25 protein-coding genes are annotated in these 26,217 nt (G+C 41.4%); 11 read left to right on the top strand and 14 right to left on the bottom strand.

From position 1 onward, the window contains the following. The first annotated feature begins 33 nt into the window (after positions 1-33). Complete coding sequence (locus tag IAE20_RS14300; RefSeq protein ID WP_200482593.1) at positions 34-693, top strand: riboflavin synthase; 660 nt, start codon at positions 34-36, stop codon at positions 691-693. A gap of 53 nt (positions 694-746) precedes the next feature. Here IAE20_RS14300 and IAE20_RS14295 read toward each other — a convergent pair whose 3' ends face one another. The 4 genes from IAE20_RS14295 to IAE20_RS14280 all read right to left on the bottom strand — a co-directional run bounded on the left by IAE20_RS14295 (position 747) and on the right by IAE20_RS14280 (position 3,593). Next, positions 747-965 carry a hypothetical protein gene (locus IAE20_RS14295; RefSeq protein WP_200482594.1) on the bottom strand — a complete coding sequence of 73 codons (219 nt, stop codon included), beginning with the start codon at positions 963-965 and terminating at the stop codon, positions 747-749. A 138-nt stretch (positions 966-1,103) separates the two neighbouring features. Next, positions 1,104-1,715 carry a hypothetical protein gene (locus IAE20_RS14290; protein WP_200482595.1) on the bottom strand — a complete coding sequence of 204 codons (612 nt, stop codon included), beginning with the start codon at positions 1,713-1,715 and terminating at the stop codon, positions 1,104-1,106. A 29-nt stretch (positions 1,716-1,744) separates the two neighbouring features. After that, positions 1,745-2,152, bottom strand: a complete 408-nt coding sequence (locus tag IAE20_RS14285) for a DNA polymerase III subunit chi (protein ID WP_200482596.1) — start codon at positions 2,150-2,152, stop codon at positions 1,745-1,747. Further along, positions 2,145-3,593, bottom strand: coding sequence for a leucyl aminopeptidase (locus tag IAE20_RS14280; RefSeq protein WP_200482597.1), 1,449 nt, complete (start codon positions 3,591-3,593; stop codon positions 2,145-2,147). Before IAE20_RS14280 ends, IAE20_RS14285 begins: the two co-directional genes overlap by 8 nt. Positions 3,594-3,752: 159 nt before the next feature. Here IAE20_RS14280 and lptF point away from each other — a divergent pair, with 159 nt between their 5' ends. From lptF to IAE20_RS14260, 4 genes are all read left to right on the top strand, one after another. After that, complete coding sequence (gene lptF, locus IAE20_RS14275) at positions 3,753-4,856, top strand: LPS export ABC transporter permease LptF (RefSeq protein ID WP_200461483.1); 1,104 nt, start codon at positions 3,753-3,755, stop codon at positions 4,854-4,856. Beyond that, positions 4,856-5,926 (top strand): LPS export ABC transporter permease LptG, encoded by a 1,071-nt coding sequence (gene lptG / locus IAE20_RS14270; RefSeq protein ID WP_200482598.1) that lies wholly within the window; start codon positions 4,856-4,858, stop codon positions 5,924-5,926. The genes lptF and lptG overlap by 1 nt, the downstream gene beginning before the upstream one ends. Before the next feature lie 131 nt (positions 5,927-6,057). Beyond that, on the top strand, positions 6,058-7,605 hold the full coding sequence (gene gpmI, locus IAE20_RS14265) for a 2,3-bisphosphoglycerate-independent phosphoglycerate mutase (protein ID WP_200482599.1): 1,548 nt from the start codon (positions 6,058-6,060) through the stop codon (positions 7,603-7,605). A 19-nt stretch (positions 7,606-7,624) separates the two neighbouring features. Beyond that, positions 7,625-8,803: a S41 family peptidase gene (locus IAE20_RS14260; RefSeq protein ID WP_200482600.1), complete on the top strand. Its 1,179-nt coding sequence runs from the start codon at positions 7,625-7,627 to the stop codon at positions 8,801-8,803. A gap of 19 nt (positions 8,804-8,822) precedes the next feature. On the opposite strand, the gene IAE20_RS14255 is transcribed toward IAE20_RS14260, so the two are convergent. From IAE20_RS14255 to IAE20_RS14245, 3 genes are read right to left on the bottom strand one after another with little or no spacing between them, the layout of a single operon-like run. Next, on the bottom strand, positions 8,823-10,253 hold the full coding sequence (locus tag IAE20_RS14255; RefSeq protein WP_200482621.1) for a sigma-54-dependent transcriptional regulator: 1,431 nt from the start codon (positions 10,251-10,253) through the stop codon (positions 8,823-8,825). Between the two features lie 19 nt (positions 10,254-10,272). Further along, a complete protein-coding gene (locus IAE20_RS14250; protein ID WP_200482601.1) occupies positions 10,273-11,841 on the bottom strand; it encodes an ATP-binding protein in 1,569 nt (522 codons plus the stop codon). Positions 11,842-11,869: 28 nt separating this feature from the next. After that, positions 11,870-12,505 (bottom strand): response regulator, encoded by a 636-nt coding sequence (locus tag IAE20_RS14245; protein ID WP_200461451.1) that lies wholly within the window; start codon positions 12,503-12,505, stop codon positions 11,870-11,872. A 212-nt stretch (positions 12,506-12,717) separates the two neighbouring features. Here IAE20_RS14245 and pbpG point away from each other — a divergent pair, with 212 nt between their 5' ends. Further along, the gene (pbpG, locus tag IAE20_RS14240; RefSeq protein ID WP_200461452.1) at positions 12,718-13,782 is read left to right on the top strand and encodes a D-alanyl-D-alanine endopeptidase PBP7/8; all 1,065 of its coding nucleotides are present in this window, start codon (positions 12,718-12,720) and stop codon (positions 13,780-13,782) included. A 98-nt stretch (positions 13,783-13,880) separates the two neighbouring features. On the opposite strand, the gene thrC is transcribed toward pbpG, so the two are convergent. The 4 genes from thrC to xerD all read right to left on the bottom strand — a co-directional run bounded on the left by thrC (position 13,881) and on the right by xerD (position 18,394). Further along, positions 13,881-15,020 carry a threonine synthase gene (gene thrC / locus IAE20_RS14235; protein WP_200482602.1) on the bottom strand — a complete coding sequence of 380 codons (1,140 nt, stop codon included), beginning with the start codon at positions 15,018-15,020 and terminating at the stop codon, positions 13,881-13,883. 60 nt (positions 15,021-15,080) lie between these two features. Further along, a complete protein-coding gene (locus IAE20_RS14230) occupies positions 15,081-16,382 on the bottom strand; it encodes a homoserine dehydrogenase (RefSeq protein ID WP_200461454.1) in 1,302 nt (433 codons plus the stop codon). A gap of 136 nt (positions 16,383-16,518) precedes the next feature. Then, complete coding sequence (locus tag IAE20_RS14225; RefSeq protein ID WP_200482603.1) at positions 16,519-17,334, bottom strand: DsbC family protein; 816 nt, start codon at positions 17,332-17,334, stop codon at positions 16,519-16,521. A 139-nt stretch (positions 17,335-17,473) separates the two neighbouring features. Beyond that, complete coding sequence (xerD, locus tag IAE20_RS14220; RefSeq protein ID WP_200461485.1) at positions 17,474-18,394, bottom strand: site-specific tyrosine recombinase XerD; 921 nt, start codon at positions 18,392-18,394, stop codon at positions 17,474-17,476. A 148-nt stretch (positions 18,395-18,542) separates the two neighbouring features. Here xerD and IAE20_RS14215 point away from each other — a divergent pair, with 148 nt between their 5' ends. The 5 genes from IAE20_RS14215 (at position 18,543) to ftsW (ending at position 23,669) form a co-directional block, all read left to right on the top strand. Beyond that, positions 18,543-18,809, top strand: coding sequence for a FeoA family protein (locus tag IAE20_RS14215; RefSeq protein ID WP_120370626.1), 267 nt, complete (start codon positions 18,543-18,545; stop codon positions 18,807-18,809). Further along, positions 18,806-20,662, top strand: a complete 1,857-nt coding sequence (gene feoB / locus IAE20_RS14210; protein WP_200482604.1) for a ferrous iron transporter B — start codon at positions 18,806-18,808, stop codon at positions 20,660-20,662. Before IAE20_RS14215 ends, feoB begins: the two co-directional genes overlap by 4 nt. Positions 20,663-20,688: 26 nt before the next feature. Then, the gene (locus IAE20_RS14205) at positions 20,689-20,940 is read left to right on the top strand and encodes a DUF6587 family protein (RefSeq protein WP_200482605.1); all 252 of its coding nucleotides are present in this window, start codon (positions 20,689-20,691) and stop codon (positions 20,938-20,940) included. Positions 20,941-21,099: 159 nt separating this feature from the next. Further along, positions 21,100-22,446: a UDP-N-acetylmuramoyl-L-alanine--D-glutamate ligase gene (murD, locus tag IAE20_RS14200; protein WP_200461458.1), complete on the top strand. Its 1,347-nt coding sequence runs from the start codon at positions 21,100-21,102 to the stop codon at positions 22,444-22,446. A 26-nt stretch (positions 22,447-22,472) separates the two neighbouring features. After that, complete coding sequence (ftsW, locus tag IAE20_RS14195; protein ID WP_200461459.1) at positions 22,473-23,669, top strand: putative lipid II flippase FtsW; 1,197 nt, start codon at positions 22,473-22,475, stop codon at positions 23,667-23,669. A 54-nt stretch (positions 23,670-23,723) separates the two neighbouring features. On the opposite strand, the gene gluQRS is transcribed toward ftsW, so the two are convergent. The 3 genes from gluQRS to cpdA all read right to left on the bottom strand — a co-directional run bounded on the left by gluQRS (position 23,724) and on the right by cpdA (position 26,216). Continuing rightward, a complete protein-coding gene (gene gluQRS, locus IAE20_RS14190; protein WP_200482606.1) occupies positions 23,724-24,656 on the bottom strand; it encodes a tRNA glutamyl-Q(34) synthetase GluQRS in 933 nt (310 codons plus the stop codon). Between the two features lie 2 nt (positions 24,657-24,658). Next, positions 24,659-25,192, bottom strand: coding sequence for an RNA polymerase-binding protein DksA (gene dksA, locus IAE20_RS14185; RefSeq protein WP_200461461.1), 534 nt, complete (start codon positions 25,190-25,192; stop codon positions 24,659-24,661). 211 nt (positions 25,193-25,403) lie between these two features. Next, a complete protein-coding gene (gene cpdA / locus IAE20_RS14180; protein ID WP_200461462.1) occupies positions 25,404-26,216 on the bottom strand; it encodes a 3',5'-cyclic-AMP phosphodiesterase in 813 nt (270 codons plus the stop codon). Between the last annotated feature and the right edge of the window lies 1 nt (position 26,217).

Here is a 26,217-nt window from a genome sequence, read left to right as displayed (position 1 = left end):
CATTTATGCAAAATTAATATTTGGAGCATCATCATGTTTACAGGCATTATTGAAAGTTTGGGCAAAGTTGAAAGTCTGCAAAATGTAGGTGGTGATGTACGTTTACGCATCCAGACCGATCTTGATATGTCTGATGTACATTTGGGCGACTCGATTGCGACCAATGGTATTTGTCTGACGGTGATTGAGTGGGGTAGCAATTGGTATGCTGCTGATGTGTCACGCGAAAGCTTAAACCGAACTACGCTTGGGCATTGGAGAGTGGGTCAGCCTGTCAATGTTGAAAAGGCGATGCTTCCAACCACACGTTTTGGTGGGCATATTGTCAGTGGTCATGTCGATGCGGTGGGGGAGATTACCGTTGTTCGTGAAGACGCACGTTCCATTTATTATGAAGTTACTGCTCCTGCTGAAATTGCTAAATATCTGGCAGAAAAAGGTTCGATTACTGTAGATGGCATTAGCCTGACTATTAATCACTTACGAGGCAATATTTTAAGTTTGAATCTCATCCCGCATACGGCTGAACGCACGAATATTTCCACATGGAACACTGGGGCAAAAGTGAATCTGGAAGTGGATGTACTAGCTCGATATATTGAACGGTTATTATTGGGAGATAAAGCGGCGGATCAAGGTCAATCTTCCGATATTAGTATGTCATTTCTTGCTGAAAATGGTTTTTTAAAATAAAAGCAACTTGTCCAATTTTGAGAAAATGCCCAGTTTAAAACTGGGCATTTTTATTAGTGTTTGGTTACCGTCAGGGAAGTTGAACCCAAGCCTGATTTTAATGTTTCGGGTATATTCACCGAAAAAGTTCCATTTTGGGATTCATTTTTCAAAAAAATTGAAAGGGAACTAAAATCATTACGACTCATATATAAATCCTGAGCAGATAAAGTCCATGTCTCGCCTGTATTTAACTGGGCAATCTGTTCGGAGATATTGCTAAGTATATTCATGAATTTTTCCAGAAATGAGTCAAATATTTAACAGTATTTTAAAGTTAAATCGCCGAAGCGATATGACTATCATGTGACAAGAATATGTCACTTTCATGACACTCTGGAAAAAATAAAGAGTTGAATAAAATATAGATTCTAAAGATCTGAGCTTTTTAGAATATATTCGATTTCCTCTTGGGCAGCGGTATATAGTTTGGCTCTAAATACTGTTACTGCTTGCTCAATCAAGCTATCTGCCTCTAGTTCCAGGCGTAAGCGTAGACTTTCCAGTTCAGATTGAATCTGGTCATCTGACATTTGATGACGGGCATGTGAATAATCAATTGCCACATGATCCGGATTTTGATGGTAACGGGCCGTATGGCTTTCAATTTCTTCCTGAATCGAGCTGCGTAGAGCTATCAGTTCATGTGTTTGTTGCTGAAACTGATGTATTTCATCGGCTTGCAATGAGGCGGCATATTGGGCTTGCTGTTCGCGTTTTTGTGCTAAAGACTGTTCTAGGGCTTGCTGTCTACGAATACGTGCTCGTTCAATCAGTTCTGCCTTTAGATCAGCATACGCTTGTTTGATTTTATCAAAAGAAGCTTCTTGAGCTTTCTGATTCTGTATTGCCCATGTTTCAATCGTAGTTTGTGGCTGTAATAAATCACAAATTCGGGCAAGATCATCCTGATAGGTTTGACGAACCATTTCTGGTGCATTTAACCAGCGTTTTTTAAAATCTTGACCGACATTGAGTGCCACTCGCCATCTCCTTACATTTTAATGGACTTTTACAGTTTAAAAGTACGGGGTTCGATTCCTAAACGACGATAAAATCTAAATTTTTCTCGACCCAGTTGCTTTGCAGCTTCATTATTTTCAATGATCTCAATAATGTGACTAAACTGGCCAATTTGTTCAAGTGCCTGATTGTTAAAATTAAACACAAACCAGTCTGATTGTTCAGGTAATTGAGCAGAGATACATACTGGCGCATGGATTTGATCTATACCATGAGCGATAAAACTATGTGGATCAAAGGACCAGAGCGCATCATCGAGCTCACGCTGTAATTGCTGATCAACACAACACCACCAGATTTTACTGTGTTTTCTCAACAATTTACGACATAAACGGCAAGCACTTTCGACTTGCCGTTCTTGACTAGTTTCAAATAAATAAAAACTAATATTAGCCATGCGCTTTAACGCGATTTGCTAGGAACTGTACTAAAAGTGGTACAGGGCGTCCTGTTGAACCTTTGTTTGGTCCAGATAACCAAGCAGTTCCAGCGACGTCCAAATGGGCCCAACGATAGTCGCGAGTAAAGCGTTGCAGGAAGCAGGCTGCAGTAATTGCCCCGCCATAAGGTCCGCCAATATTAGCGATATCGGCAAATGGCGAATCAAGTAATTCCTGATAATCGTCACTCACAGGCATACGCCACACTCGGTCAAAGGACTGTTCGCCTGCCTGCAATAACTCATTGGCGAGTTCATCATCTGGTGAAAATAAACCACTTAAGACTTTGCCCAAAGCGACCACACACGCACCTGTTAAGGTTGCAATATCAATGACCAGTTCAGGGTTGAAACGCTGAATATAAGTGAGCGTATCACATAGTACCAAACGACCTTCTGCATCGGTATTTAGGATTTCTACAGTTTGACCGCTCATAGTGGTGACAATGTCGCCTGGACGGGTGGCTTGAGCAGATGGCATATTTTCTGCAGCAGCAATCGCACCGACCACATGAATAGGTAAACGCGCCTCGCACAACGTGCGAATTGTACCTAAAACTGAAGCAGCCCCACACATATCAAACTTCATTTCATCCATCGTTTGTGCAGGTTTGATCGAAATCCCACCCGTATCAAATGTCACCCCTTTACCAACCAAAACAACAGGTGCTTGATCTAGTTTGGCATTATATTCCAGTGTGATCATACGTCCTGGGCGTGCAGAACCTTTGCTCACAGCGAGAAAAGCATTCATGCCCAAATCCGCCATTTGCTGTTCATCTAATACGGTGACTTTGAGCAAATCTGGAAATTCGTGAGCAAGAGCCTTGGCTTGATCTGCCAGATATTCTGGAAAACAAATATTTCCTGGACGATTTCCTAGATCACGAGCCAGTGCTTGGCCAGATTGTAATGCTTCAATCAATTGTAATTGTTGAGTATCTAAGCTGCTCTGTGTACTGATCAAGTTGACAGTTTCAAGGATAAATTCATTCTTTTTCGATTTAAATTCATCAAAACCATAAGTAGCTTGTGACAGGCTCAATGCAAAAATATAGTGCAACTCTACTGGGAGAGCTGAAATATCGATATGAATTTGTTTGAATTTGGTTTGTGCAGCTTTAATGATGCCTTGAGCCAGTTTTGCTATTTTTGCTGTTTTAAGCTCATTCGCATTGCCCAAACCAAAAAGAGTGGTATTAGGATTTGCGGCTAATTTTCCGATAAGAGGCAAGCTTTCATTGAAGTTGGCTTTGTAATGCGTTTGCTCAAATAATTTTTCTAATTCATTGATTTGATATGTTTTTTCAACATTTTGAATGTTGGTGTTATCGATCAAAATCACCAAAGATTCAGAAGCGGTATTTTGTGGCAATGAGGAATTAATCGTATATTTCATATGCGGTCTGGATGCCTATTTAAATATGTTCATTGATATCTACCATTGAAACACTTTCCTGACACCAGTTTCAATTGGCAAGCGCATGATAGGTTTTATATTTTTAACATTCGGGTAAACTATGACATATTCCGTTTGCCCATTTTGGAAGAATTTACTTTGATTATTCGGCGTTATCTCGTCAAGCAAGTCGTGTCAACTAGTCTGGTGGTGGTCAGTATTTTGACGCTGATTGTACTAGGTGCAAGACTAATCAAATACTTTGGAGTCGCTGCACAAGGGCGACTGGATGTCAGCGTTCTATTTAGCATTATTGGTTATCGGTTACCTGAATTTCTGATCTTGTTATTACCCCTCAGTTTTTTTATAGGTTTGATGCTGGTATTTGGTCGTTTGTACGTCGAACATGAAATGGCGGTACTCAACAGCAGTGGCGTGAGTAAACATAAACTTGCGCGCTTAATGTTGCCGATGACATTGGTCTTTGTGATCGTTGAAATGCTCTTGATGGTTTGGGTCTCACCTTGGGGATTACGCCAGTTTAATGAATTATCATCTACACAAGCCTTACGTACAGGGTTCGATTTAGTCCGTCCGAAAGAATTTATCTCTTCGGGGCCTTATACAATTTACGCGGGTTCATTGTCCGAAGATCGTAAAAATCTCAAAGATATTTTTGTTTATATCAAAGCAGAAAAAGAAGGAAAGCCTGACCAATTGGTGGTGGCTAAAGAAGCCACTCGTGTGGAAATGGCAGATGAAACTGCTAGCGTAGTCGACCTGACTCAGGGTCGCCGTTATGAAATTTATCCGGGAACAGCCAAATATGTACAGGCGGAGTTTCAGACTTGGCGCTTTCGTATCGAAAATAATAAAGAAGCCACTTACGATTCCAATGATGTTTCTGCCTTACAAATGTCAAAACTTTGGGAAAATCGTAACGATCCAGTCATTGCTAGTCAGTTAGGGTGGAGAATTTTTGCTCCATTCTCGATGTTTGTAGCATTGGCGCTTGCTGTAGCATTATCTGAAGTCACGCCACGTCAAGGACGTTATCTCAAGCTTTTCCCTGCATTAATGATTTTTGCCAGCATGATTGTATTATTAATTGCAGCTCAAACCCGTATTAGTCGTGGTGAATTTGGTATCTGGGTTTATCCTGCCATTTTAGTGACTTATTTTGTGGCAGCAATGCTGTTCTCAAGAAAGCAAAATCTTGCACCGAAGATCAAGCATAAGATCAAACAAGTGAGATCATCATAATGTTATCCCAAAAGATATTAGCCAGATATGTGACCAAAACCACTACATTAATGATGTTGGGAACTCTGTTGGTATTGGTGTTCTTGTTTGTTTTATTTTCCTACGTGGGTGAATTGGGTTCACTTAAAGCGGGTTATGGCGCGTGGGATGCTTTTAAATATGTAATGTGGGATTCGCCGCATAATATGATCAAGCTGATTCCTATCGCTGCTTTAATTGGGGCTGTATTAGGTTTGGGTTCAATGGCATCCAACAGTGAATTGATCGTTATGCGTGGTTCAGGTGTAAGCCTGTGGCGAATCGTTGGCTGGGTGATGCGACCTGCTTTTTTACTGGTAATTTTGTCTTTTTGTATTAGTGAATGGGTGATTCCATTAACTTCAGAGCAAGCAAAGGGTGTCAAAAATCAAAATACTGTTGCAGCTTTGGGTGAGGTGCGCGGTTATTGGACCAAAGAAGGTAATAATTTTTACTATATCGATTATGCCAACTCTAAAGGAAATCTAAATGGTATTCAGGTCGCTGCATTTGATCAGGATTATCGCCTAAATTCTGTAGTGAAAGCGCAAACGGGTCAGTTTATTCAAGATGGTGAATGGATTTTAAAAAATAATCAGCAACTGAATATTTTACAAAATGGTGATGCAAGCTTTCAAAATATTGCCACTAAAGATTTATCTTTAGCATTACAGCCCAAATTTGTACATATGGTCACGTTAGACCCAGAAGAGTTGGCACCTAGTGAGTTAGTCGGCTTTATGCGCTATATGCGCGAATATAGTCAGATACCTAAAACTTATCAGTTAGCATTTTGGAAAAAAGTGGGCTCACCATTTTCACTTATTGCTCTGACGTTAATCGCCTGTTCCTTTATTTTTGGCCCACTACGTCAGCAATCGATGGGTTTCCGTTTGGTGATTGCATTGTTTGTTGGCCTCAGTATTTTCTATTTACAGGACTTTTTAGGCTATGCCAGTTTGGTATATTCGCCCTCTCCTGCATGGTTTATTTTTATTCCAATCTTACTAATGTTTGGAGCAGGCAGTTATTTATTATATCGGGCACGTTAATGTTTAAATGCAAGCCGAATCGTTTAAATGAATCATGCCAAATGAGTAAAGTTATCATCTGTGCGTAGAGTCTTGGACTAAAATTCGGTAAGATAGTGCGACGAAATTGTAGACAAAAAAGAGTATCAATCATGACGGATGCAACTGCTGGCAAAATCCCTCACGTTCTTGTGATTATGGATGGTGTGGGTCATCGTGAAGCGGTCGAAGATAATGCTTTCTTAGCAGCAAAAACGCCTAATCTCACCATGATGAAACAAAAGCATCCGCATGGTTTAATTTCTGGTTCTGGCGAAGATGTTGGTTTGCCTGACGGTCAAATGGGTAATTCAGAAGTCGGACACATGAATTTGGGTGCAGGTCGTGTTCTATATCAAGACTTTACCCGAATTACTAAAGAAATTCGTGATGGCGCATTTTTTGAACATGAAGTGTTAGTCGATGCTGTTGAAACAGCCAAAGCCGCAGGCGGAGCTGTTCATATTATGGGTCTATTGTCCGAAGGTGGCGTACATTCACATCAAGATCACATTATTGCGATGTGCGAACTCGCGCTGAAACGTGGGGCCAAAGTTTATTTACATGCTTTTTTAGATGGTCGTGATACGCCACCGAAGAGCGCCCAACCTTCTTTAGAGAAGCTTGATCAAGTATTTGTGAAGTATCCAGCTCAAGGTCGTATTGCAACGATAATTGGCCGTTATTTTGCTATGGATCGTGACAATCGTTGGGATCGTGTTGAACAAGCTTATCGTTTATTGACTGAAGGTGAGGCAATCCGTGTTGCCAATAGTGCGGTTGAAGGTCTTGAACAGGCTTATGCTGCGGGTGAAAGTGACGAGTTTGTCAAAGCAACGCGCATTGGTGAGATGGCTAAAGTTCAGGATGGCGATAGTGTGGTCTTTATGAATTTCCGTGCTGACCGGGCCCGCGAAATTACCCGTGCCTTCGTTGAAAAAGATTTTACAGGATTTGAGCGTAAGGTTGTTCCTGCATTATCTAAATTTGTCATGTTGACTCGTTATCAGGCGACGATTGATGCGCCTGTAGCATATATGCCAGAAGCATTGAAAAACTCAATTGGTGAGTATCTGTCTGATTTAGGCAAAACCCAATTGCGTATCGCGGAAACTGAAAAATATGCGCATGTGACTTTTTTCTTTAGTGGTGGTCGCGAAGATGAATATCCAGGTGAAAAACGGATTCTCATCCCATCTCCAAATGTCGCAACATATGATTTAAAGCCCGAAATGAGTGCTTATGAAGTTACAGATGAATTGGTCAACGCCATTAATTCAGGTGAATATGATCTATTGGTCGTAAATTATGCCAACGGCGATATGGTAGGACACACGGGTGTGTTTGATGCCGCAGTAAAAGCGGTGGAGGCCGTGGATACCTGTCTGGGCCGTGTCTATGAAGCAGTCATGGCAAACAAAGGCCATATGCTGATCACTGCGGATCATGGTAATGTAGAGCAAATGCAAGATTATCAAAGTGGTCAGGTTCATACTCAGCATACCACTGAAGCGGTTCCGTTTATTTATGTGGGACCAACTCAGGCAGTTATCGCAGAAGGTGGTATTTTGGCAGATGTTGCTCCAACATTATTGCATCTGATGCACCTTCCGGTACCTGCTGATATGCAGGGACGCAATTTATTGACCCTGACAAACTAATATAATAAAAGGTGACTGAATGACGCAACACATGAAATTGGGTGCAATCTTTGCAGGTATTTTAATGTGTTGCAGTGGCTTTTCTACATTTGCAGCACCTATTGAGGCGGCAAGTGGATTGGATTTTGATGAAGATACTGAACAGCATTACGTTGAAATTCCAGTAGATTCCATTCAGCAATTTGTTCAAATTTATGGCATCGTCAAAGATAATTATGTCGATGTCAAACCTGATGATGCGTTATTTCAACAAGCCATTAAAGGGCTTGTGGGTGGATTAGACCGCTATTCAAGATATTTATCTCCTGAAGACTATAAGCAACTGGTTCAATATACTGAAGGCGATCTGGCATCAGTTGATTTTGTACTAGTGTTTGAACCGCATACTAAACAATGGCAAATTCGGGACTTAAAAGAGGGTTCGGATTCTTATAAGCTAGGGTTAAGAAGCGGTCAGAGCGTGGTCAAAATTGATGATCAAAGTATCCAAAATCTGAGTCATGAACAAGTACATGCACTTTTATATGGGACGATCGGTTCCACCGTACAAATCCAAACATCGTTGATGAATACGCCTCAGACATTGGTGCGTAATAAAAAAATGGAAGCTGATATCCAGCCGATATTGCTACATAATCAGGTTTTAGTTTTAAAAGTTAAAGTCTTTCAGCAAGATACCGCAAATGAAATTAAGCGATTTCTGGAAGAATATGATGTATCCAAACTAAAAGCGGTATTGATTGATTTACGTAATAACCCAGGTGGGCTACTTTCTGCGGCAGTAGAAACAGCCGATTTATTTCTCAATCAAGGTGTTATTGTTTCAACCAAAAGCCGTTCGGAAGGAAATCAACAATTTCAAGCGTTACCTAGCAGTGAATTTCAGAAAGTAAAATTAGGCATTCTGATTAATCACCGTTCTGCTTCTGCTGCCGAAGTTTTTACAGCTGCCATGAAAGAACATAAACGTGCATGGGTGGTGGGTGAAAAAAGTTATGGTAAAGGCGTGGTACAAAAGTTATTTCCATTGCCCGATGGCGCAGCTTTACAAATGACGGTATCACATTATTACACTCCGAATGGTTCCATGATTGAAGGTAAAGGTATACAACCTGATCTGGTGTATCCTTTACCCAATGAAATGCGTGATGAAACCTATCTGGATAATGTAGCCGACTTGCTACTGAAGCAAAAATAATCAGTAGCTTTTCTGCTATTTAAATTTCCTCTGTATCAAGCCCAAATTTTTTCAGGCGATAACGCAAAGATCGGAAAGTCATCCCCAATTTTTTAGCTGCCAAAGTGCGATTCCAATGCGTTAGATTCAGCGCATTTAATAAAATTTCCTTCTCAATTTTTTCCAAGTATTGTTCAAGGCCTTCATGTGGCAACTTATTGACTGATAAGCTAGTCGGTATTGGGTTGGGGGCGTCATTACTTGAGAGATAGTTGGAATTGCTATTTGAGGGAGAGGTCACTTGAGCATAACGAAAAGGCGCAGTTTGTAAATGTGGTAAATCAATACTCTGATCGTCACTCAAAGTAATCGCACGTTCCATCATATTGCGTAATTCACGAACATTTCCTGGAAAGTATTGCTCTAATAAAAATGCCTGAGCACGTTCAGACAGAATTTTGACAGGAATGGCCCATTCTGAACAGACTTTTTGAATGAAGTGATTGGCCAGTAATAAAATATCCTGCCCACGCTCACGCAGGGGGGGTAATTCAAGATCCATGACATGAATACGGAAAAATAAATCCTGACGGAATTTACCTTGTTGTACTAAAGCATCCAGATCCTGATGGCTGGCACTAATCACGCGGAAATCGACATCAATTTCATGTTCAGACCCTATTGGACGAACCTTTTTTTCTTGTACAGCACGTAACAGTTTGACCTGCATATTTAACGGTAATTCAGCAATTTCATCCAGAAATAAGCTACCACCATGTGCCGATAAAATCAGACCCTGTTTGTCTTGGCTTGCGCCGCTAAAACTTCCCTTTTTATGACCAAATAACTCACTTTCCAGTAGTTCACTGGGAATTGCACCACAGTTAATGGCAATAAAAGGACCTTCACTACGGTTACTTAAACGATGTACTAGATTGGCTACGACTTCTTTGCCTGTGCCAGATTCTCCCGTCACAAAAACAGGCGCTTGCGAGCGAGCAATTTTTTTCAACGTAGTACGTAAGTGCTGAATAGGTGCGGAACGCCCAATTAACAGTTTGTTTTCGAGACTGTCTTCATCATTGATTGCTTGTCTGTGAGGTTGATTAAATGCCTTTTGTAGTAATTGTTCTAAATGAATCTGATTGACAGGTTTGCTGACAAAATCAAAAGCACCCGCCTTAAGTGCAGTAATCGCAATATCCATATTGCCATACGCGGTTAACACTGCGATAGGCAAATGACTGAACTGCTTTGTTACATAATCAACCAAATCAAGCCCATTACCGTCAGGTAAATTTAAATCCGTCAAACAGGCATCATAACTGTTGTTTTGCAGTAGTTCTTTGGCCTGTGCAATCCGATAGGCGCAATGCGTTGCAATCCCCATACGTGCTAGCGTCATTTGCATTAGTGCACAGAGATCTTCTTCATCATCAACCAGTAAAACTAGCGGTTGTTTATTCACCATAACCCCATGAAACCCAATATTATTTATCTTTTGTTGAGCATTGAATTCTAAAGCATGCCCCTTTTTCTTGTTCCACATAACTGAGCTTGGCATGATTCGCTTCACACAGGCTATGGGACAAATATAATCCTAAACCAGTTCCTTTGATTTCGGTACTAAAAAATGGTTTAAATAGTTGCGATATATCACGTTTTTCAACGCCATTACCGAAATCAATCACATCAATAAACACAAATGGGCGCATTAATTTAACCGACAAAATAATATGATTTACAGACGGGTCATTGTGACGCAGCGCATTGCGAATTAGATTGATTAAAACTTGAGTTAATTGTTTAGGGTCAAACAGAATTGCAATATTCTCAACTAGGTCTAACTGGATTTGATGCTGAACATCTGACAAATCCTCAGTCATCAAATGATGTAAGAAACTATCTAGTTCGATTAGTAGTGGATGTGTAGTGTCATTGCGCGCCGTACGCAAAGTATCTTCAATAATGTCATTAATCCGCTGAGATTGTTTATTGATCATTTTTTGCAGCAAATGTTGCTGTTCAGATTCGCTGCCTATATATAATTCATTCGCTTGTACTATCGCTGCCAATGGGTTACGAATTTCATGTGCGATACTGGCAGAAAGTTGACCTAAAGCTGCAAGCTTGAGTTGTTGTACTTGTTGGTTAAGCTCTTGAACGTCTTGTAACCTTAATAGAATCAACGCTTGTTGCGGAACGATTAAACGTTGCACTTTGATATGTACATTGTAAGTAGAAAGTTGGGACTCAAAAATAAATTGCTCGCCGTCATCTAATGGGGCAAAGCGTAATAACTCAAATAGATCAGGCTGAGCTTTTGCCAAAGGAAGGTGTTCATAGGCAAATAATGGAGGAATCCCCAGCAAAGTGCAGGCGGCTGGATTACTCAGAACCACATGGTAATTTTCATCCACTACCAGATAGCCATCATCAATTTGCTCCAAAATATAACGATTAATATTTTGAAGTTGATAAAGTGCCTGTGATTGACGAAAGCTGATATTTTCCAGAATTTTGAAGTGTTGTACGGCAATTTGTCCGATGCCATAAATCACAAAGAATATAAAGGCCAATAAGGCGCTATTACCAATCGTATTTAAATTATTGTAGTCAAAAAAGCTTGAAAAAAATTGTTGGTAAATAAGAGAAATGACTGCAAATAACGTGATGACTAAAGATGCTTTACGTGGCAGTAAAATCGTAGCAGAAAAGACAGTGATCACGTAGAGTAAACTGATGTTTAAATTTGGTGCACCCAAAGAAAAAGTCAATAACCCCAGAGCAATTACATCAACGACAAATAATACAACCAACTGTCGATTGATGTATTGCGGATAAAACTTAAAGATCAAAAACTGGATTAGATTAATAACACAGTATCCAATCAGCGTATAAAAATATAAAACGGGTTGATTATAGTCGTTATTGAGTTGCTCAGAAATGAGCTGAGAAATAATAATTAAACCTGTGACAATAAGCAGGCGATAGAGGGTATACCACAAACCTAAACGGTAAATCGTATAGGCGAGTGGCGTAGAAGTTTGCGCCTGCATTGTCGTATTGAACTCTTGTGAATAATAATTAAGGTTTAATTAATCCATAACGAATGGCAAGGTGAGTGAGTTTAACGTCACTATCAATATCTAATTTTTCAAATATACGATAGCGATAGGTATTTACGGTTTTGACACTCACAAAAAGTTTATCGGCAATTTCCTGTGCGCTAATACAATTTACCACCATCATAGCAACTTGCATTTCACGTTCTGAAAGTGCATCAAAAGGCGATTGTTGAGTGTCGGATAAATAAGAGCTCGCCAGTTGTTCAGCAATATCAGCACTAAAATATTTACCGCCTTGCATAACTTTATTAATCGCTCTAACCATCTCCGTAATGGGAGCCCCCTTCGTGATATACCCTTTGGCTCCTGCTTTTAATAACAAAGAAGGATAGGGTTCTTCTGCCAGACCACTCACCGCGATGACTTTGGTCTCAGGTGCGGTCTGTAATAAGCGTCGTGTAGTTTCTACTCCACCTATGCCGGGCATATTGACATCCAATAACACCACTTGTGGATGTTGCTGGCGTACAATGGCGATTGCTTCTTCGCCAGATTCTGCCTGTCCAATCACTTCAACACCAGTTTGATCTTCAAGCATACGACAGATCCCTGTACGTACTAATTCATGATCATCAACCACTAATACTGTGATCACGCTGGCCTCCTTGGACTAAAAAAGATGTTTTTTGTTACATAAAGCAAAATTTACTTGCATTGTAATGACAAAATTAGCAATCCTATTCACATAAGTTGAGAGAATAGTTGTACACACTGCTGCCGTCATTATCTGCATGCCGTTATCTCAAATGTAAGGCATAATGTAGGTAATAAGCAAATCTGTGTATACCCTGAGTTGAGTAATTGATCGTGAAAAATTCTAAAAAATCATTAATGCATGTCTTGAGCATGTCTGTTTTATTTGCACTAAGCTCGGCAGGCCATGCTGAGATTATTGTTAATCCTTCAACGGGTAACGGATCTGCATCATTAAATTGGTCATCTGATCAAGCCAGCCAACTTCTAAATGATGATGGCGAGCTTGAACCCAGTCCGCAAGGTTCAACCAGTATCAGTACAACCGTGCGTAGTGGTAGTGCTGCTGCCACTGCACCAAGCACGAATGCGTCAATTTCGTCTACACCGAAAGTCGTTATTCGTGATACAGGAGGCTATGGTTCGCAGCCGTCTGTAAATGCTCGTGCGGCTCTAGTCATGGATGCCCAGACAGGTGAAGTGCTATACAGTAAAAATACCAATACTGCTTTTCCGATTGCGTCTTTGACTAAGCTTATGACAGCGGTTGTGACCTCCGATGCGCGTTTGGATATGTCTGAAGAAATCACCTTACAGCAGATTGATTTCGCTGGAGCAGGGGGCAAAAATTCAAGCTCGACGTTACGTGCTGGCGACACAATGAATCGTGCTGAGGTGCTGTTATTTGCGCTGATGAAATCAGAAAACCCGGCAGCAGCTGCATTAGCGCGAACTTATCCAGGTGGGCGCAGTGCATTTGTGGCGGCTATGAATGCTAAAGCACGTCAATTAGGAATGAACTCTACACATTATGTGGAATCTACAGGCTTAGATCCGCACAATGTTGCCTCTGCGCGTGATCTTGGAATTTTAGTCAGTGCAGCCTCACAGTATGGTTTGATTCGTCAGTTTTCAACCACACCGACGTATGACTTTAATTTAGGCTATCGCGTTTTAAAATCAAACAATACCAATGCCTTGGTACGAAACGGTGGCTGGAATATCAATCTGTCAAAAACAGGTTATATTAATGAAGCAGGGCGTTGTGTGGTGATGCATACTACAGTGAATTCACGTCCCGCAGTTGTCGTTTTATTGGGAGCTTCTAGTTCACAGGCGCGTACGAATGATGCGACTAATTTATTGACATGGTTATCTCAGCAGCCAAAACGTCTTTAAATATTTTTAAAAATTGCAGTATTGGATTAGATTTACGATCAATATTTCAATAAAAAAACCAGTTGCAAGCAACTGGTTTTTTTATGTGAGTTCTAGACTTACATATTTGACAGAATAGAATCTTTGACTTGAGTCATGGTTGCATCGATCGAAAGCATAACTGCATCGGCACATTGTTTGATTGCAGTATCAGGATCTTTTAAGCCATTGCCTGTTACAGTACATACAATCACTGAACCTTCTGCAATTTTACCCGCTTTGATATCACGGATGGCACCACCAATCGATGCAGCAGAAGCAGGTTCTACAAATACACCTTCATACATAGAAAGCAAACGTTGAGCTTCCAGGATCTCAGCATCAGCAAGTTCATCAAACCAACCCTTAGAATCTCGAACGACTGCTTTAGCATGGTTCCAGCTTTGTGGATTCCCAATACGAATCGCAGTTGCTATGGTTTCAGGTTGTTCAACAGGTGCACCACGCAAGAAAGGAGCAGCACCAGACGCTTGATACCCGACCATTGTCGGTAAGCCTTCTGGTTTAGGGCCCGTAAATTGATCTGTTGCAGCATCATAAATGACCTGTTCAAATTGATCAGCTGCTTGATTGGCAACAGCTTCCGTATAACCCATCCAGTGTGCAGTAATATTTCCAGCATTACCTACTGGTAAGCAATGATAATCTGGTGCATGGCCTAAAGCTTCTACAATTTCATAAGCAATAGTTTTTTGACCTTGCAAACGATAAGGGTTGATAGAGTTAACAATGGTTACAGGCGCTTGATCTGCTACTTCTTTAACTAGACGCATGCCATCATCAAAGTTGCCGCGGATTTGCATGGTAATTGCTCCATACATCATGGCTTGTGCCATTTTACCCATCGCAATTTTGCCTTCTGGAATTAAAACAAAAGCTTTAATTCCTGCACGTGCCGCATACGCAGCAGCAGCAGCAGAGGTATTACCTGTAGATGCACAGATAATGGCTTTAGAGCCTTCTTCAACCGCTTTCGTTACGGCCATAGTCATGCCGCGGTCTTTGAATGAACCTGTTGGGTTTAAACCTTCGTACTTCACATAGATTTCAACATTTTTGCCAATCAGACGTGGAATATTCTCTAGTTTAATTAGTGGGGTGTTCCCTTCTCCTAAAGAAATAGCACGCGTCGTTGCTGAAACTGGCAAACGGTCACGATAACGATCAACTAGACCGGTATAACGATTGGCATTAGACATGAGATGATGTTCCAAGTGTGAGGTAGAGCTGGCGAGAGGGCAGTAACCCTCTCCACCCGATTAACTATCCAGCGATTCTAAACGAATTCGTACGATTTCGCCACGAATTGCAGGCAAAGCCTGAATTTTAGCAATGGCTTCGTCCATTTTTGACTCCACCACTGGATCAGTTAAGATTACGATCGGAATTAAGTCTTTCAAACGAGATTGTTGCATGATGGCATCAATACTGATTCCTGCACGGCTCAGAATTGTAGTGATATCTGCAAGTACACCTGTCTGGTCTTCGGCATCGACACGCAGATAGTAACCTGTTGTCATTTCTTCGCGTTTCAAAATAGGTAAGTCGGTTAATGCTTCAAACGCGAGTTGAGGAATTGTTCCTGCGCCATCTTCAGTATAGGAAATGTCACGTACGATATCGACGATATCTGCCACTACAGCAGAAGCGGTTGGACCCGCACCCGCACCCGCACCATAATACAATGTTGGGCCAACTGCATGTGCCTGTACCAGCACTGCATTTTTGACTCCATTCACATTTGCAATCAATTCTTCTTCGGGAATAAGCGTTGGATGGACACGAAGCTCAATGCCGTGTTCAGCACGACGTGCAATGCCCAGATGTTTGATACGGAAGCCAAGTTCTTCTGCGTATTTAACATCCTGAGCGGTAATTTTACTAATTCCTTCGGTATAGACTTTGTCAAACTGTAGAGGAATACCAAATGCGCAAGAGGCCAAAATCGTCAGTTTGTGTGCGGCATCAATGCCTTCTACATCAAAGGTAGGATCTGCTTCAGCATAGCCTAATTCCTGTGCTTCTTTTAGGACATCAATAAAGGTACGACCTTTATCGCGCATTTCGGTGAGGATAAAGTTGCCTGTGCCATTGATAATGCCTGCAAGCCATTCAATTCGATTGGCTGCCAAACCTTCACGAATGACTTTAATAATTGGAATCCCACCTGCAACTGCTGCTTCATAAGCGATTTGAACCGCGTTATCTTCAGCAGCTTTAAAGAGCTCGTTGCCATGCTCAGCTAGAAGTGCTTTATTGGCAGTAACCACTTGTTTGCCATGTTTGATGGCTTCCATAATCACTTCATATGCAGGGTGGATGCCACCCATTACTTCAACCACAATATCGACATCAGGCTGACGCACGATTTCCAGTAGGTCGGCACTTTGTTTAATGCCTTCTAACTCAAGATCAGGACGGAGACGGCGGGTACCAACGTAGGTAATTTGAATTTCACGACCGGTGCGACGTTTAATTTCAGCAGCGTTTTCTTGTAATAGTTTAAGGGCTCCACCACCAACGGTTCCAAGACCGAGTATTGCCAGACGAACTGGTTTCACGTCACACTCCATACATGCGTTAAAAAGTAAACAAGATTAGATCATAGCTAAAAAAAGCGTCAGACTCTAGGGCGAAGTGTGCTTTATCTTCGCCTAGTGTCAAATTTTTATAAATTATGAGGATGGAGCGAAATATTTATTTTTCCAGTCGTTTTACTAACTCATCAGGAGTGAGATATCCACCTAGATATTGACCTTCACTATTATATATTGCAGGTGTTCCATTGACTCCAATATTTAGACCAAGTTGATATTGTTCATGAACGGGATTTTTACATTGGGGTGCCTGTACCGGTAAACCTTGAACAGATTGGTCAAATGCGGCTTTACGGTCTTCACTACACCAGATTGCCTGCATCGTCGGCATAAACTGTTCACCACGTGGCCAAGCGATATAACGGACTTCAATGCCTTTGCTGGTAATTTCACTGATATGTTCATGTAATTTATGACAATACGGACAACTTGAGTCAGTAAATACATAAATCACATGTTTAGCTTTACCCTTGCTTGCAGGGTATACAATCAAATCTTCCGTTTTAAGGGCAGCAAATAACTTTTTATTTTCTGCCGATTGCAGGGCATCACCGACATTCGTCAGTTCTTTATCGCCCAAACGGATCACTTCACCCTGAATGATATATTTGCCATCGCTAGTGGCATAGACCGAACTCATGCCTTCCAGATTCACCCAATATAAATTTGGAACTTCAGTTGGTTTAATATCTATTACTTTGGCATTGATATTGGACTTTTGAAACTGTTGTTGTAGGGTGATTGCTAAACGCTGCTGGGCATTTCGTTCAGTTAGGGTAGATGCTTCCCCAGTCGCAGGCGCACTGGCCGTTAATGTATCTTGTTTTTGTGCTGAGTTTTCTTTTGAGCAGGCGGAAAGGGCGAGACTCGTTGCCACAGTACATGCTAAAAAAAGATGAGATCGGGTAAACAACATAGACAACCCTTAATTAAAATTCTATGTGGAAAGGGCTAAGAATAACAAAAAAAAGAATGGGCTATGTGTGTTATTCAAGATGAACTGTAAAAAATAATCAGTATTTTTGTAGAGTTGATCACATTATTTTGGTTATTGTCTAGCCACGTGGGTGATGCTGGGCATGTAATTGTTGCATACGAACTTGTGCTACATGAGTATAGATTTGAGTGGTAGATAAATCACTGTGCCCTAGCAACATTTGTACTACACGTAGGTCGGCACCATGATTGAGTAAATGTGTAGCAAAGGCATGGCGTAGGGTATGAGGTGATAAATCTGCTTGAATATTAGCCTGTAACGCATAGCGCTTAATGGCATACCAAAAGTTTTGTCGACTCATAATTCCGCCATGTTGAGTAAGAAATAGATAGTCGGTACTACTTTTATATAAATCAGGACGAGATTGTTCCAGATAACGCTCAATCCAATCTGTCGCAAACTGTCCCATCGGAACTAAACGCTCTTTATTGCCTTTACCTGTAATGCGTAAATAACCCTGTTTTAAATTAATTAAATCCAGTCGTAGATTAAGTAACTCAGATACACGTAAACCACAAGCATACAAAACTTCTAGCATGGCACGGTCACGTAAACCCAATGCAGCGCGGGTATCTGGTGCATTAAGCAGGGCCTCTACATCTTGTTCGGATAAATCTTTCGGTAAAGCTCGCCCAAGTTTTGGGCTTTTATGATTTGCCATGGGGTTATCGGTTCTAAGCTTTTGTTCGCGCATAAATTTATAAAATTGACGTAAGGCAGACAGACAACGTGCAATAGAACGCGGGCTTTTACCGAGCTTAGTCAATTCAATCATGACATCCGAAACGTCATTACTTGACCAGTCGGTCAAATTAACAGCAGATAAATCGCCACATTGGATTAAATCACTCAAATACGCATTACGGGTATGTGGGCTCACACTCTGAGCCACCAGATAATCACGAAAACCTTGTAAAAAACTAAATTGTTCAGGGATGTGTACGGCCGCAGGAATACGTGGTTTCTTGGTGATGGTCATTTTTTTTATCTCTTGCATGATCAGCACTTTAGGTGAAAATCAAGGAGCTGTCGAGACCAGTTAGGTGATGAGAATTGTAATTCTTCCTTATTTGTTAATTATTCTCATTTGACGTTATACTATATAAAAGAGTTCAGGATCAGATGCGGTGCGTTTATCACAGTTAAAAGTTAAGCAAACTGCCATCATCACCAAGGTCAATCGTACCGTAGATGGCAATGCAGATCAGCAAGACCTTGTCGCAAGTCGCTTGGAAACCCTCGGTTTTGTTCCCGGTGAGAAAGTTGAAGTCATTACCAAAGGCGTATTTGGAGGGGATCCTATTCTCGTTCAGTTGGGTTTTACGCGCTTTGCGCTGCGTAAAATTGAAGCCGAAAAAATTGAAATTAGCCAGAACGATGGAGTTCCAGCATGAGTGAAGCTCTTCGTATAGCCCTTGTTGGAAATCCGAACTGTGGTAAGACTTCTTTATTCAACCAGTTGACAGGCACTCGTCAAAAAGTGGCCAACTACGCAGGAGTGACGGTTGAGCGCAAAGTTGGTTTCTTTGAGTTGCCTTCTAAAAGATCAGTACGTGTACTTGATTTGCCTGGAACTTATAGTTTAAATGCCACCAGTCCTGATGAAGCCATTACCCGTGATGTCTGCTTGGGTAAAATCGAGGGTGAAGAACAACAGGACGCATTTTTATGTGTAGTCGATGCAACTAACCTAAAACTTCATTTGGGTTTGGTGCTTGAAGTTTTGGAACTTGGTCGTCCAGTGCTAGTCGTACTGAACATGATGGACGAAGCACGTCGTCGCGGGATTCAGGTCAATGCCCAAAAACTCTCTGAGCGTTTAGGTGTCCCTGTAGTTGAAACCGTTGCTGTACGAAATGCTGGAGTTGAAACGCTCAAAATTGCACTGGATCAGAATAAATTTAGTGTACCGCACACCGAGTTAAGCGGACTAAAAGGCAGTCATCATCAGAAAATTGAAACCATTTTGAATGATGTTGTACATTATGTTGAACAAGAAGATAAACGTTCAGATTTTCTGGACAAAATCTTTTTACATCCTGTACTTGGTTTACTCAGTCTTGCCATTTTAATGTTTGTGGTATTTCAAGCTGTATTTGCTTGGGCTGCACCATTTATGGATGGTATCGAAACTTTCTTTGGTTGGTTGGGTGAAGCATTAGGGGGCTTTATTTCACAGCCCTTACTACATAGTCTGGTGGTAGATGGAATTATTGCAGGGGCAGGCGCGGTTGCAGTGTTCTTGCCGCAAATTCTAATTCTGTTCTTTTTTATTCTGGTGTTGGAAGAGTCTGGATATTTGCCTCGTGCTGCTTTCTTGCTGGATAAACTTATGTTTAAAGCCGGCTTAAGTGGACGAGCTTTTATTCCACTCTTATCAAGTTTTGCCTGCGCTATTCCTGGCATTATGGCGACACGTAGTATTAGTGATCCGCGTGATCGGTTTACCACAATTATGGTTGCGCCACTGATGACTTGTTCGGCACGGTTGCCTGTTTATGCCTTATTGATTGGAGCATTTATTCCAAGTCAGACGGTGTGGGGCATTTTTAACCTGCAGGGGCTGGTATTGTTTGGTCTCTATATGGCGGGAATCTTGAGTGCATTGGTGGTTTCTTTTGTGATGAAATTCCTACAGAAAGACAAGTCACAGCATGCTTTACTGATGGAATTACCAAGTTATCGTTTCCCAAACTTTAAGAGTGTGGGTATTGGCTTGCTGGATCGAGCCAAGATTTTCCTGAAACGTGTTGGTGGTATTATTTTCGCGTTATCAGTGTTGTTATGGTTCTTGTGTACTTTTCCACAACCGCCAGAAGGTGCAACTCTACCAGACATTGACTACAGTTTTGCAGGAATGTTGGGCCATCTGATTCAACCAATTTTCGCTCCGATAGGCTTTAGTTGGCAAATCTGTATCGCTCTAATTCCAGCGATGGCGGCACGTGAAGTCGTGGTTGCGGCATTAGGAACAGTTTATGCGCTGTCTGCGACAGGTGGAGATGATGCGGTAGCGCAAAGCCTGACTCAGCTAATCAGTGCGCCTGATACAGGTTGGTCATTGGCAACAGGTTTGTCTTTACTGGTTTGGTTTATTTATGCACCTCACTGTTTAGCAACGCTTGCAACTGTACGTCGTGAAACGGGTTCATGGAAAAGTGTAGCGGTTATGACGGCATATCTGTTTGGATTAGCGTATTTAATGTCGTTCTTCACGTATCAGTTAGCATCCCGTATTTTCGTTTAAGCTCTTAAAAGCTTAAGGAGGCTGAAATGATTGAATATTTGATTATTGCGGTGTTAGTAATTTGGAGTGCCGTAGTTGTATTCAAAAAAGTATTTCCAAAAACTGCCAATGCGACATTTGTTGCCTTGTCGGCCTTTTGCGAACGGCAGGGCTGGCGAGCATTGGCAAAATGGCTAAAACCAAAAATGTCAGTGGGTTGTGCAGGAGGCTGTGGCTGTTCAGTAGATGACAAACCGACAGCAAAAAATAATGAAGTAAAACCGGTAAAATGGCATTAAATTTATTTTAGTTGTTTTGTCTAAAAAGCCATCAATTTGATGGCTTTTTTACGCGCTGACACAAAAAACGATGAATAAGGTGCAAACAGAAAAAGTATTCAAAACCCGAAAGTGCTAACATTTTGCCATTCGATTCAGGCAGTAAAATGCGGGGCAAATATGCTAATACAACGGGGTGGTTTAAAAGTCGTGGCAGGACTTGGAGTTTCAGGTGTTTCTGCTGTGAATTTTCTACATGAACAGGGTTATCGGGTTGCGGTAACTGATTCACGTGAAACTCCTCCGGGCTGTGACCAGATTCCATCAGATGTCAAAACAAGTTTTGGTCAATTGGATCAGGATTTGCTTTTACAAGCTGAAGAAATCATCCTCAGTCCGGGATTAGCTCCACAACTTTCCGAGATTCAACAAGCTATTGATAAAGGGATTCCCGTTGTCAGTGATATTCAACTGCTTCGCCGTGCTACGGATGTACCGATTGTTGCAATTACGGGTTCAAATGCAAAAAGTACTGTAACGACATTGATTGGACAAATGGCACAAGATGCTGGTCGAAAAGTCGCTGTTGGGGGAAATTTAGGTCGTCCTGCCTTGGATTTACTGAAAGATCAGCCTGAATTAATTGTATTGGAATTATCCAGTTTTCAGCTTGAAACTACATCTAATCTGAATGCAGCCGTAGCCGTTGTGTTGAATATGAGTGAAGATCATTTGGATCGTCATGGCGATATGTTTGGTTATCATAAAGCCAAGCATCGTATTTTTCAGGGTGTAAAAAAAGTCGTTTATAACCGTGATGATAGTTTGACCCGACCATTGGTTCCTGATCAAACACCGATGCAAAGTTTTGGCTTAAGTGCACCTGATCTCAATCAGTATGGTATTTTGCGTGAAGACAATGGAACTTTGTGGTTAGCACGAGGTCGTGAACGCTTAATCAAAAGTTCAGAGCTTTATATTCAAGGCACACATAATGTTGCTAATGCTTTGGCTTGTCTGGCGTTAGGCGAAGCCCTTGGTTTGCCACGAGATTCAATGTTAGAGACTTTAAAACAATTTAAGGGGCTGGAACATCGTTGCGAATATGTCAAAACCGTGCATGGAGTGCGTTATTATAATGATTCCAAAGGTACAAATGTAGGTGCTACGCTAGCCGCGATTGATGGCTTAGGCGCAGCAATTGAGCCACAACACGCTAAGGTCGTGGTGATTTTAGGTGGGCAGGGTAAAGGTCAGGATTTCAGTTTACTTAAAGATTCAGTTGCTAAATATGTCAAAGCCGCAATCCTGATTGGTGAAGATGCGCCGATACTGGATACTGCTTTGCAAGGGGCTACAGAACTGATCCACGCACAAAGCTTGAAACAGGCGGTCGAACTCGCTCAGGAAAAAACCACTGAACATGACGTGGTATTATTATCTCCAGCATGTGCGAGTTTTGATATGTTTAAAGGCTATCCAGATCGCGGGCATCAGTTTGTTGCTTGTGTTAATGCACTGGTTTAATCAGAACAAAAAATAAGGAATATGCGATGGCTGGCTTTGCTCAGACAACTATAACAAAAATTAACCAGCTCTATGAGCGCTGGATACCCAAGTTCCCTGCTGAAATGACGGCAAGAAATCTGCTAATTTTCTGTGTGGTTTGTTTGCTGTGTATTGGTTCGGTCATGGTGGCCTCAGCTTCCATGCCTTATGCTGAATATATGCATGAAAATCCATTTCACTATGTGGTGCGTCATGCGATTTCGATTGCCAGTGCGGCTGTGATCGCCTATCTGGTGTACAAAGTTCCGTTGAATCTTTGGTTTAGAAATACCTTTCCTTTATGGCTAATTACCATTGTACTGTTACTAGCTGTACTGGTCATTGGTGCAGAGGTAAATGGTTCTAAGCGCTGGATTCGACTGGCAGGATTTACCTTGCAGCCGACCGAAGTAGCGAAAGTGATGATGGCGATTTTTACCGCAGATTATGTGGTACGTCGTGCCAAAGAAGTTCGTACACACTGGAAAGGTTTATTACGTCTAAGTGGTGTTATGGCGATTACTGTGGGATTGATTATTGCCGAGCCTGATTTAGGGGCGACCGTAGTGATTGTTCTCATGATGGTCGGAATTTTCTTTTTGGCAGGTGCGCCGCCAACCCAGTTTGCGATTATGCTGGGTGCAGTGCTCATGGGTATTGGTTTCCTGATTGTATTTGAACCTTATCGAATGGCACGGGCCTTATCATTCACTAATCCATGGGCAGATCCATTGGGAACGGGTTATCAGCTTTCTAATGCATTGATGGCTTTTGGGCGTGGTGAATGGTTTGGAACCGGTCTTGGCCATAGTGTACAAAAACTTTCGTATTTACCTGAAGCACACACCGACTTCATGCTGGCTGTGTTGGGTGAGGAATTTGGTTTTGTTGGAATTTCTTTAGTTTTGATTTTGTCTTTTGGTATGTTGGCGTGTTGTATCAAGATCGGTCATCGTGCTTTAAAACATAACTTTTTGCGTGCAGGCTATCTGGCTTACGGCATTAGTATTATTTTTCTGCTTCAAATTCTGGTAAATGCAGGCATGAACATGGGTTTGATGCCGACCAAAGGTTTAACCTTACCTTTTATTAGTTATGGAGGAACATCGTTAATGATGTGCGCCGCCATGATTAGTTTAGTGCTTAAGATTGACTCTTCTACTCAAGAAGTTAACCCAGATCGAGAAGAATCAAATTTCTAAACATCTAAGATCGATATGAATCAACCCAGATGAAAACCCTGGGTTTTTTATTGATTAGAAAAAAGAGCCGTTTAATTCGGTTTGATGTGGAATTTTATTGATATCCCATTGGGCAATTGCTTGTTTTAACATGTTCTGTGGTAGATCAAGTTCAACGGAAGTTTGATGTAACGCAGTGAGTGCATTGGCCAATAACAGTGGGGCTTGTTTTAAATCCAATGCGTGTGCCAGATTTTGTTTGGAAAGCTTTTGACCATTTGCGTTCATTGCTAAAGGCAAATGCATATAACTTAAAGGCGGATAGCCAAGCAAATGGCCTAACCAAATTTGACGCTCAGTATTATCGAGTAAATCTGAACCACGTACTACATGCGTAATGCCTTGCAAATAGTCGTCTACCACAACCGCAAGCTGATAATTGATAATGCCATCACGACGTTTTAGAACAAAATCACCTAAATCTTGCTGGAGGTGACTACAATGTTGGCCCTGTAAACGGTCTTCAAAGCAAATAAGTTCATTGCTGACTTTTACCCGAATTGCTTGACCTTTAAAGTCTAGATCGAGATTACGACAAGTTCCTTGATAAATAGCATTGGAGCCCAGCATTTTTCGGGTGCATTGGCAGGCATAAACCAGATGTTTTTGTCTGAGTTCTTCAATTACATCTTCATAAATAGATAAACGTTGACGTTGGAAAATGATTTCATCATCTACTTCAAAACCAAATGCAGCAATGCTATTTAAAATATGCGCTTCACTGTCTGGATAGATGCGAGGAATATCAGTATCTTCGATACGAACCCGCCAGCTTCCCTGTTGTGATTTTGCATCACAATAACTGGCGACAGCAGTAATTAGTGAGCCAAAATGCAATGGGCCTGTAGGAGAGGGCGCAAAACGACCTGAATAACGAGACAGCGAAACATCGCTTCGCTGCTGCGTAACAGCCAAGCAATTCTTGGCTGATAAGTGCTTAACAGTCACAATTAACCGTTGTTTTGCTTCTCTTTGATTTCAGCAAGTGTTTTGCAGTCAATACATTGAGTTGCAGTTGGACGTGCTTCTAGACGACGCAAGCCAATTTCAATACCGCAGGTTTCACAGTAACCGTAATCACCTGATTTGATGTCTTCTAGCGATTGCTCGATTTTACGAATCAATTTACGTTCGCGGTCACGGGTACGCAGTTCGATTGCAAACTCTTCTTCCTGTGTCGCACGATCATTTACGTCTGGTAAAGCTGTAGATTCATCCTGCATAGTGTTGAGGGTGCGATCTACTTCAGACATCAATTCAGCTTTCCATGCCTGTAGAATTTTACGGAAGTGCTCAAGTTGGCCATCCGACATATATTCTTCGTTTTTCTTTGGCTGATAAGGCTCAATACCAAATAAACTTGCAGTAGTGCCCCCGTCAGCAGCCTTTGGCTTTGCTTTACGCGCACGTTTTACTGCGGTTTTATCACCGTCTAAAACATCGGTGTTTTCGTCCAAGACCTGGTTTTGGTTGTCATTCGCCATATAGGGCATTCCTCATCATACACGTACTATCTATACGCAAAAAATATGGTGGTATGCAAGTGTTTTTTATTCCATCCCGTCGGCGTATTTTCGATCGGGGTCGTCATCATATAGATTTTTTTTGCAAGATGATAGTCATCTTTGACGGCTTTTCGTTGCAAAGATTTTCTAAAGGAGGATGAGCATAAAGAAAAACCCAAAAAAGAGACAGTTAGTATCCTGATATTTCAGTATTTATGTGGTGAGTCATATGTTCCAGACGTTGCACTTGAGTTTCAAACTCACCATTTATTTTAAGCTTGAGAACTCGATACCCAGGTGCGACTGCATCGAGTGCAAATTGATCACTACAGGGTTTAAATTGCACACTTGTGGATGGCGTAGATAGACATTCAACATGCTGCCAAAAATTACTCGAATTTTGGTGAACATGACCATACAAAATGGCTTTAACCTGTTTAAAGCGTTCTAGTAGTTCAAAGATCGCTTGACTGTTTTTAAGTTTATGTTGATCGATCCATTTAGAATGCATTTCAAATGGGTGATGGTGACAAGCCAAAATAGTGGGATAAGCTTGATGTTGTTCAAGCAAATGCGCTAATTGTTCAAGTTGCTGTGCCGATATAAAGCCGTCGACTCGATTGCTGACGGCACTATTAAGTAAAATAATACGCCAATTGCCTAGCTCAATTAGAACCGGTTGCTGGGGATGTTCTTCGTGGAAAGGGAAGTATTTTTCATCATCATGATTTCCCGGTGTCTGAAAAAAAGGTATCCCGAACTGCTGCATAAATTGCAGGTAACGTTGATAGGTTTTAGTTTTAGGCGCTTGTGCCAGATCACCAGTATGAATAATCGTATCGACATGCGGATAGTGTTTTTGGATATGAGCCATGACCTGATGAAAGCTTTGCTCAGGATTCATCCCAACAAACTCTTGTTCAGGCTGTTCGAGCAAGTGCGTGTCCGTGATTTGAATCAGAACATATTCTTGAGATGAAGATGGCACAACCTGAAAACTCACG

Origin of the sequence: Acinetobacter sp. S54, from assembly GCF_016624945.1 — a bacterium.
In the GTDB taxonomy this organism is placed as follows: Bacteria; Pseudomonadota; Gammaproteobacteria; order Pseudomonadales; family Moraxellaceae; genus Acinetobacter.
Note: the sequence above shows the minus strand (reverse complement) of the source record. Positions and strands in the feature narration are given on the sequence as shown.

Excerpts from the sequence above, each read along its gene's own strand:
- IAE20_RS14300 (WP_200482593.1), top strand. The coding sequence starts at position 34 with ATGTTTACAGGCATTATTGAAAGTTTGGGCAAAGTTGAAAGTCTGCAA.
- IAE20_RS14295 (WP_200482594.1), bottom strand. The coding sequence starts at position 965 with ATGAATATACTTAGCAATATCTCCGAACAGATTGCCCAGTTAAATACA.
- IAE20_RS14285 (WP_200482596.1), bottom strand. The coding sequence starts at position 2,152 with ATGGCTAATATTAGTTTTTATTTATTTGAAACTAGTCAAGAACGGCAA.
- IAE20_RS14280 (WP_200482597.1), bottom strand. The coding sequence starts at position 3,593 with ATGAAATATACGATTAATTCCTCATTGCCACAAAATACCGCTTCTGAA.
- lptG (WP_200482598.1), top strand. The coding sequence starts at position 4,856 with ATGTTATCCCAAAAGATATTAGCCAGATATGTGACCAAAACCACTACA.
- gpmI (WP_200482599.1), top strand. The coding sequence starts at position 6,058 with ATGACGGATGCAACTGCTGGCAAAATCCCTCACGTTCTTGTGATTATG.
- IAE20_RS14260 (WP_200482600.1), top strand. The coding sequence starts at position 7,625 with ATGACGCAACACATGAAATTGGGTGCAATCTTTGCAGGTATTTTAATG.
- IAE20_RS14255 (WP_200482621.1), bottom strand. The coding sequence starts at position 10,253 with ATGGTGAATAAACAACCGCTAGTTTTACTGGTTGATGATGAAGAAGAT.
- IAE20_RS14250 (WP_200482601.1), bottom strand. The coding sequence starts at position 11,841 with ATGCAGGCGCAAACTTCTACGCCACTCGCCTATACGATTTACCGTTTA.
- thrC (WP_200482602.1), bottom strand. The coding sequence starts at position 15,020 with ATGTCTAATGCCAATCGTTATACCGGTCTAGTTGATCGTTATCGTGAC.
- IAE20_RS14225 (WP_200482603.1), bottom strand. The coding sequence starts at position 17,334 with ATGTTGTTTACCCGATCTCATCTTTTTTTAGCATGTACTGTGGCAACG.
- xerD (WP_200461485.1), bottom strand. The coding sequence starts at position 18,394 with ATGACCATCACCAAGAAACCACGTATTCCTGCGGCCGTACACATCCCT.
- feoB (WP_200482604.1), top strand. The coding sequence starts at position 18,806 with ATGAGTGAAGCTCTTCGTATAGCCCTTGTTGGAAATCCGAACTGTGGT.
- IAE20_RS14205 (WP_200482605.1), top strand. The coding sequence starts at position 20,689 with ATGATTGAATATTTGATTATTGCGGTGTTAGTAATTTGGAGTGCCGTA.
- murD (WP_200461458.1), top strand. The coding sequence starts at position 21,100 with ATGCTAATACAACGGGGTGGTTTAAAAGTCGTGGCAGGACTTGGAGTT.
- ftsW (WP_200461459.1), top strand. The coding sequence starts at position 22,473 with ATGGCTGGCTTTGCTCAGACAACTATAACAAAAATTAACCAGCTCTAT.
- dksA (WP_200461461.1), bottom strand. The coding sequence starts at position 25,192 with ATGGCGAATGACAACCAAAACCAGGTCTTGGACGAAAACACCGATGTT.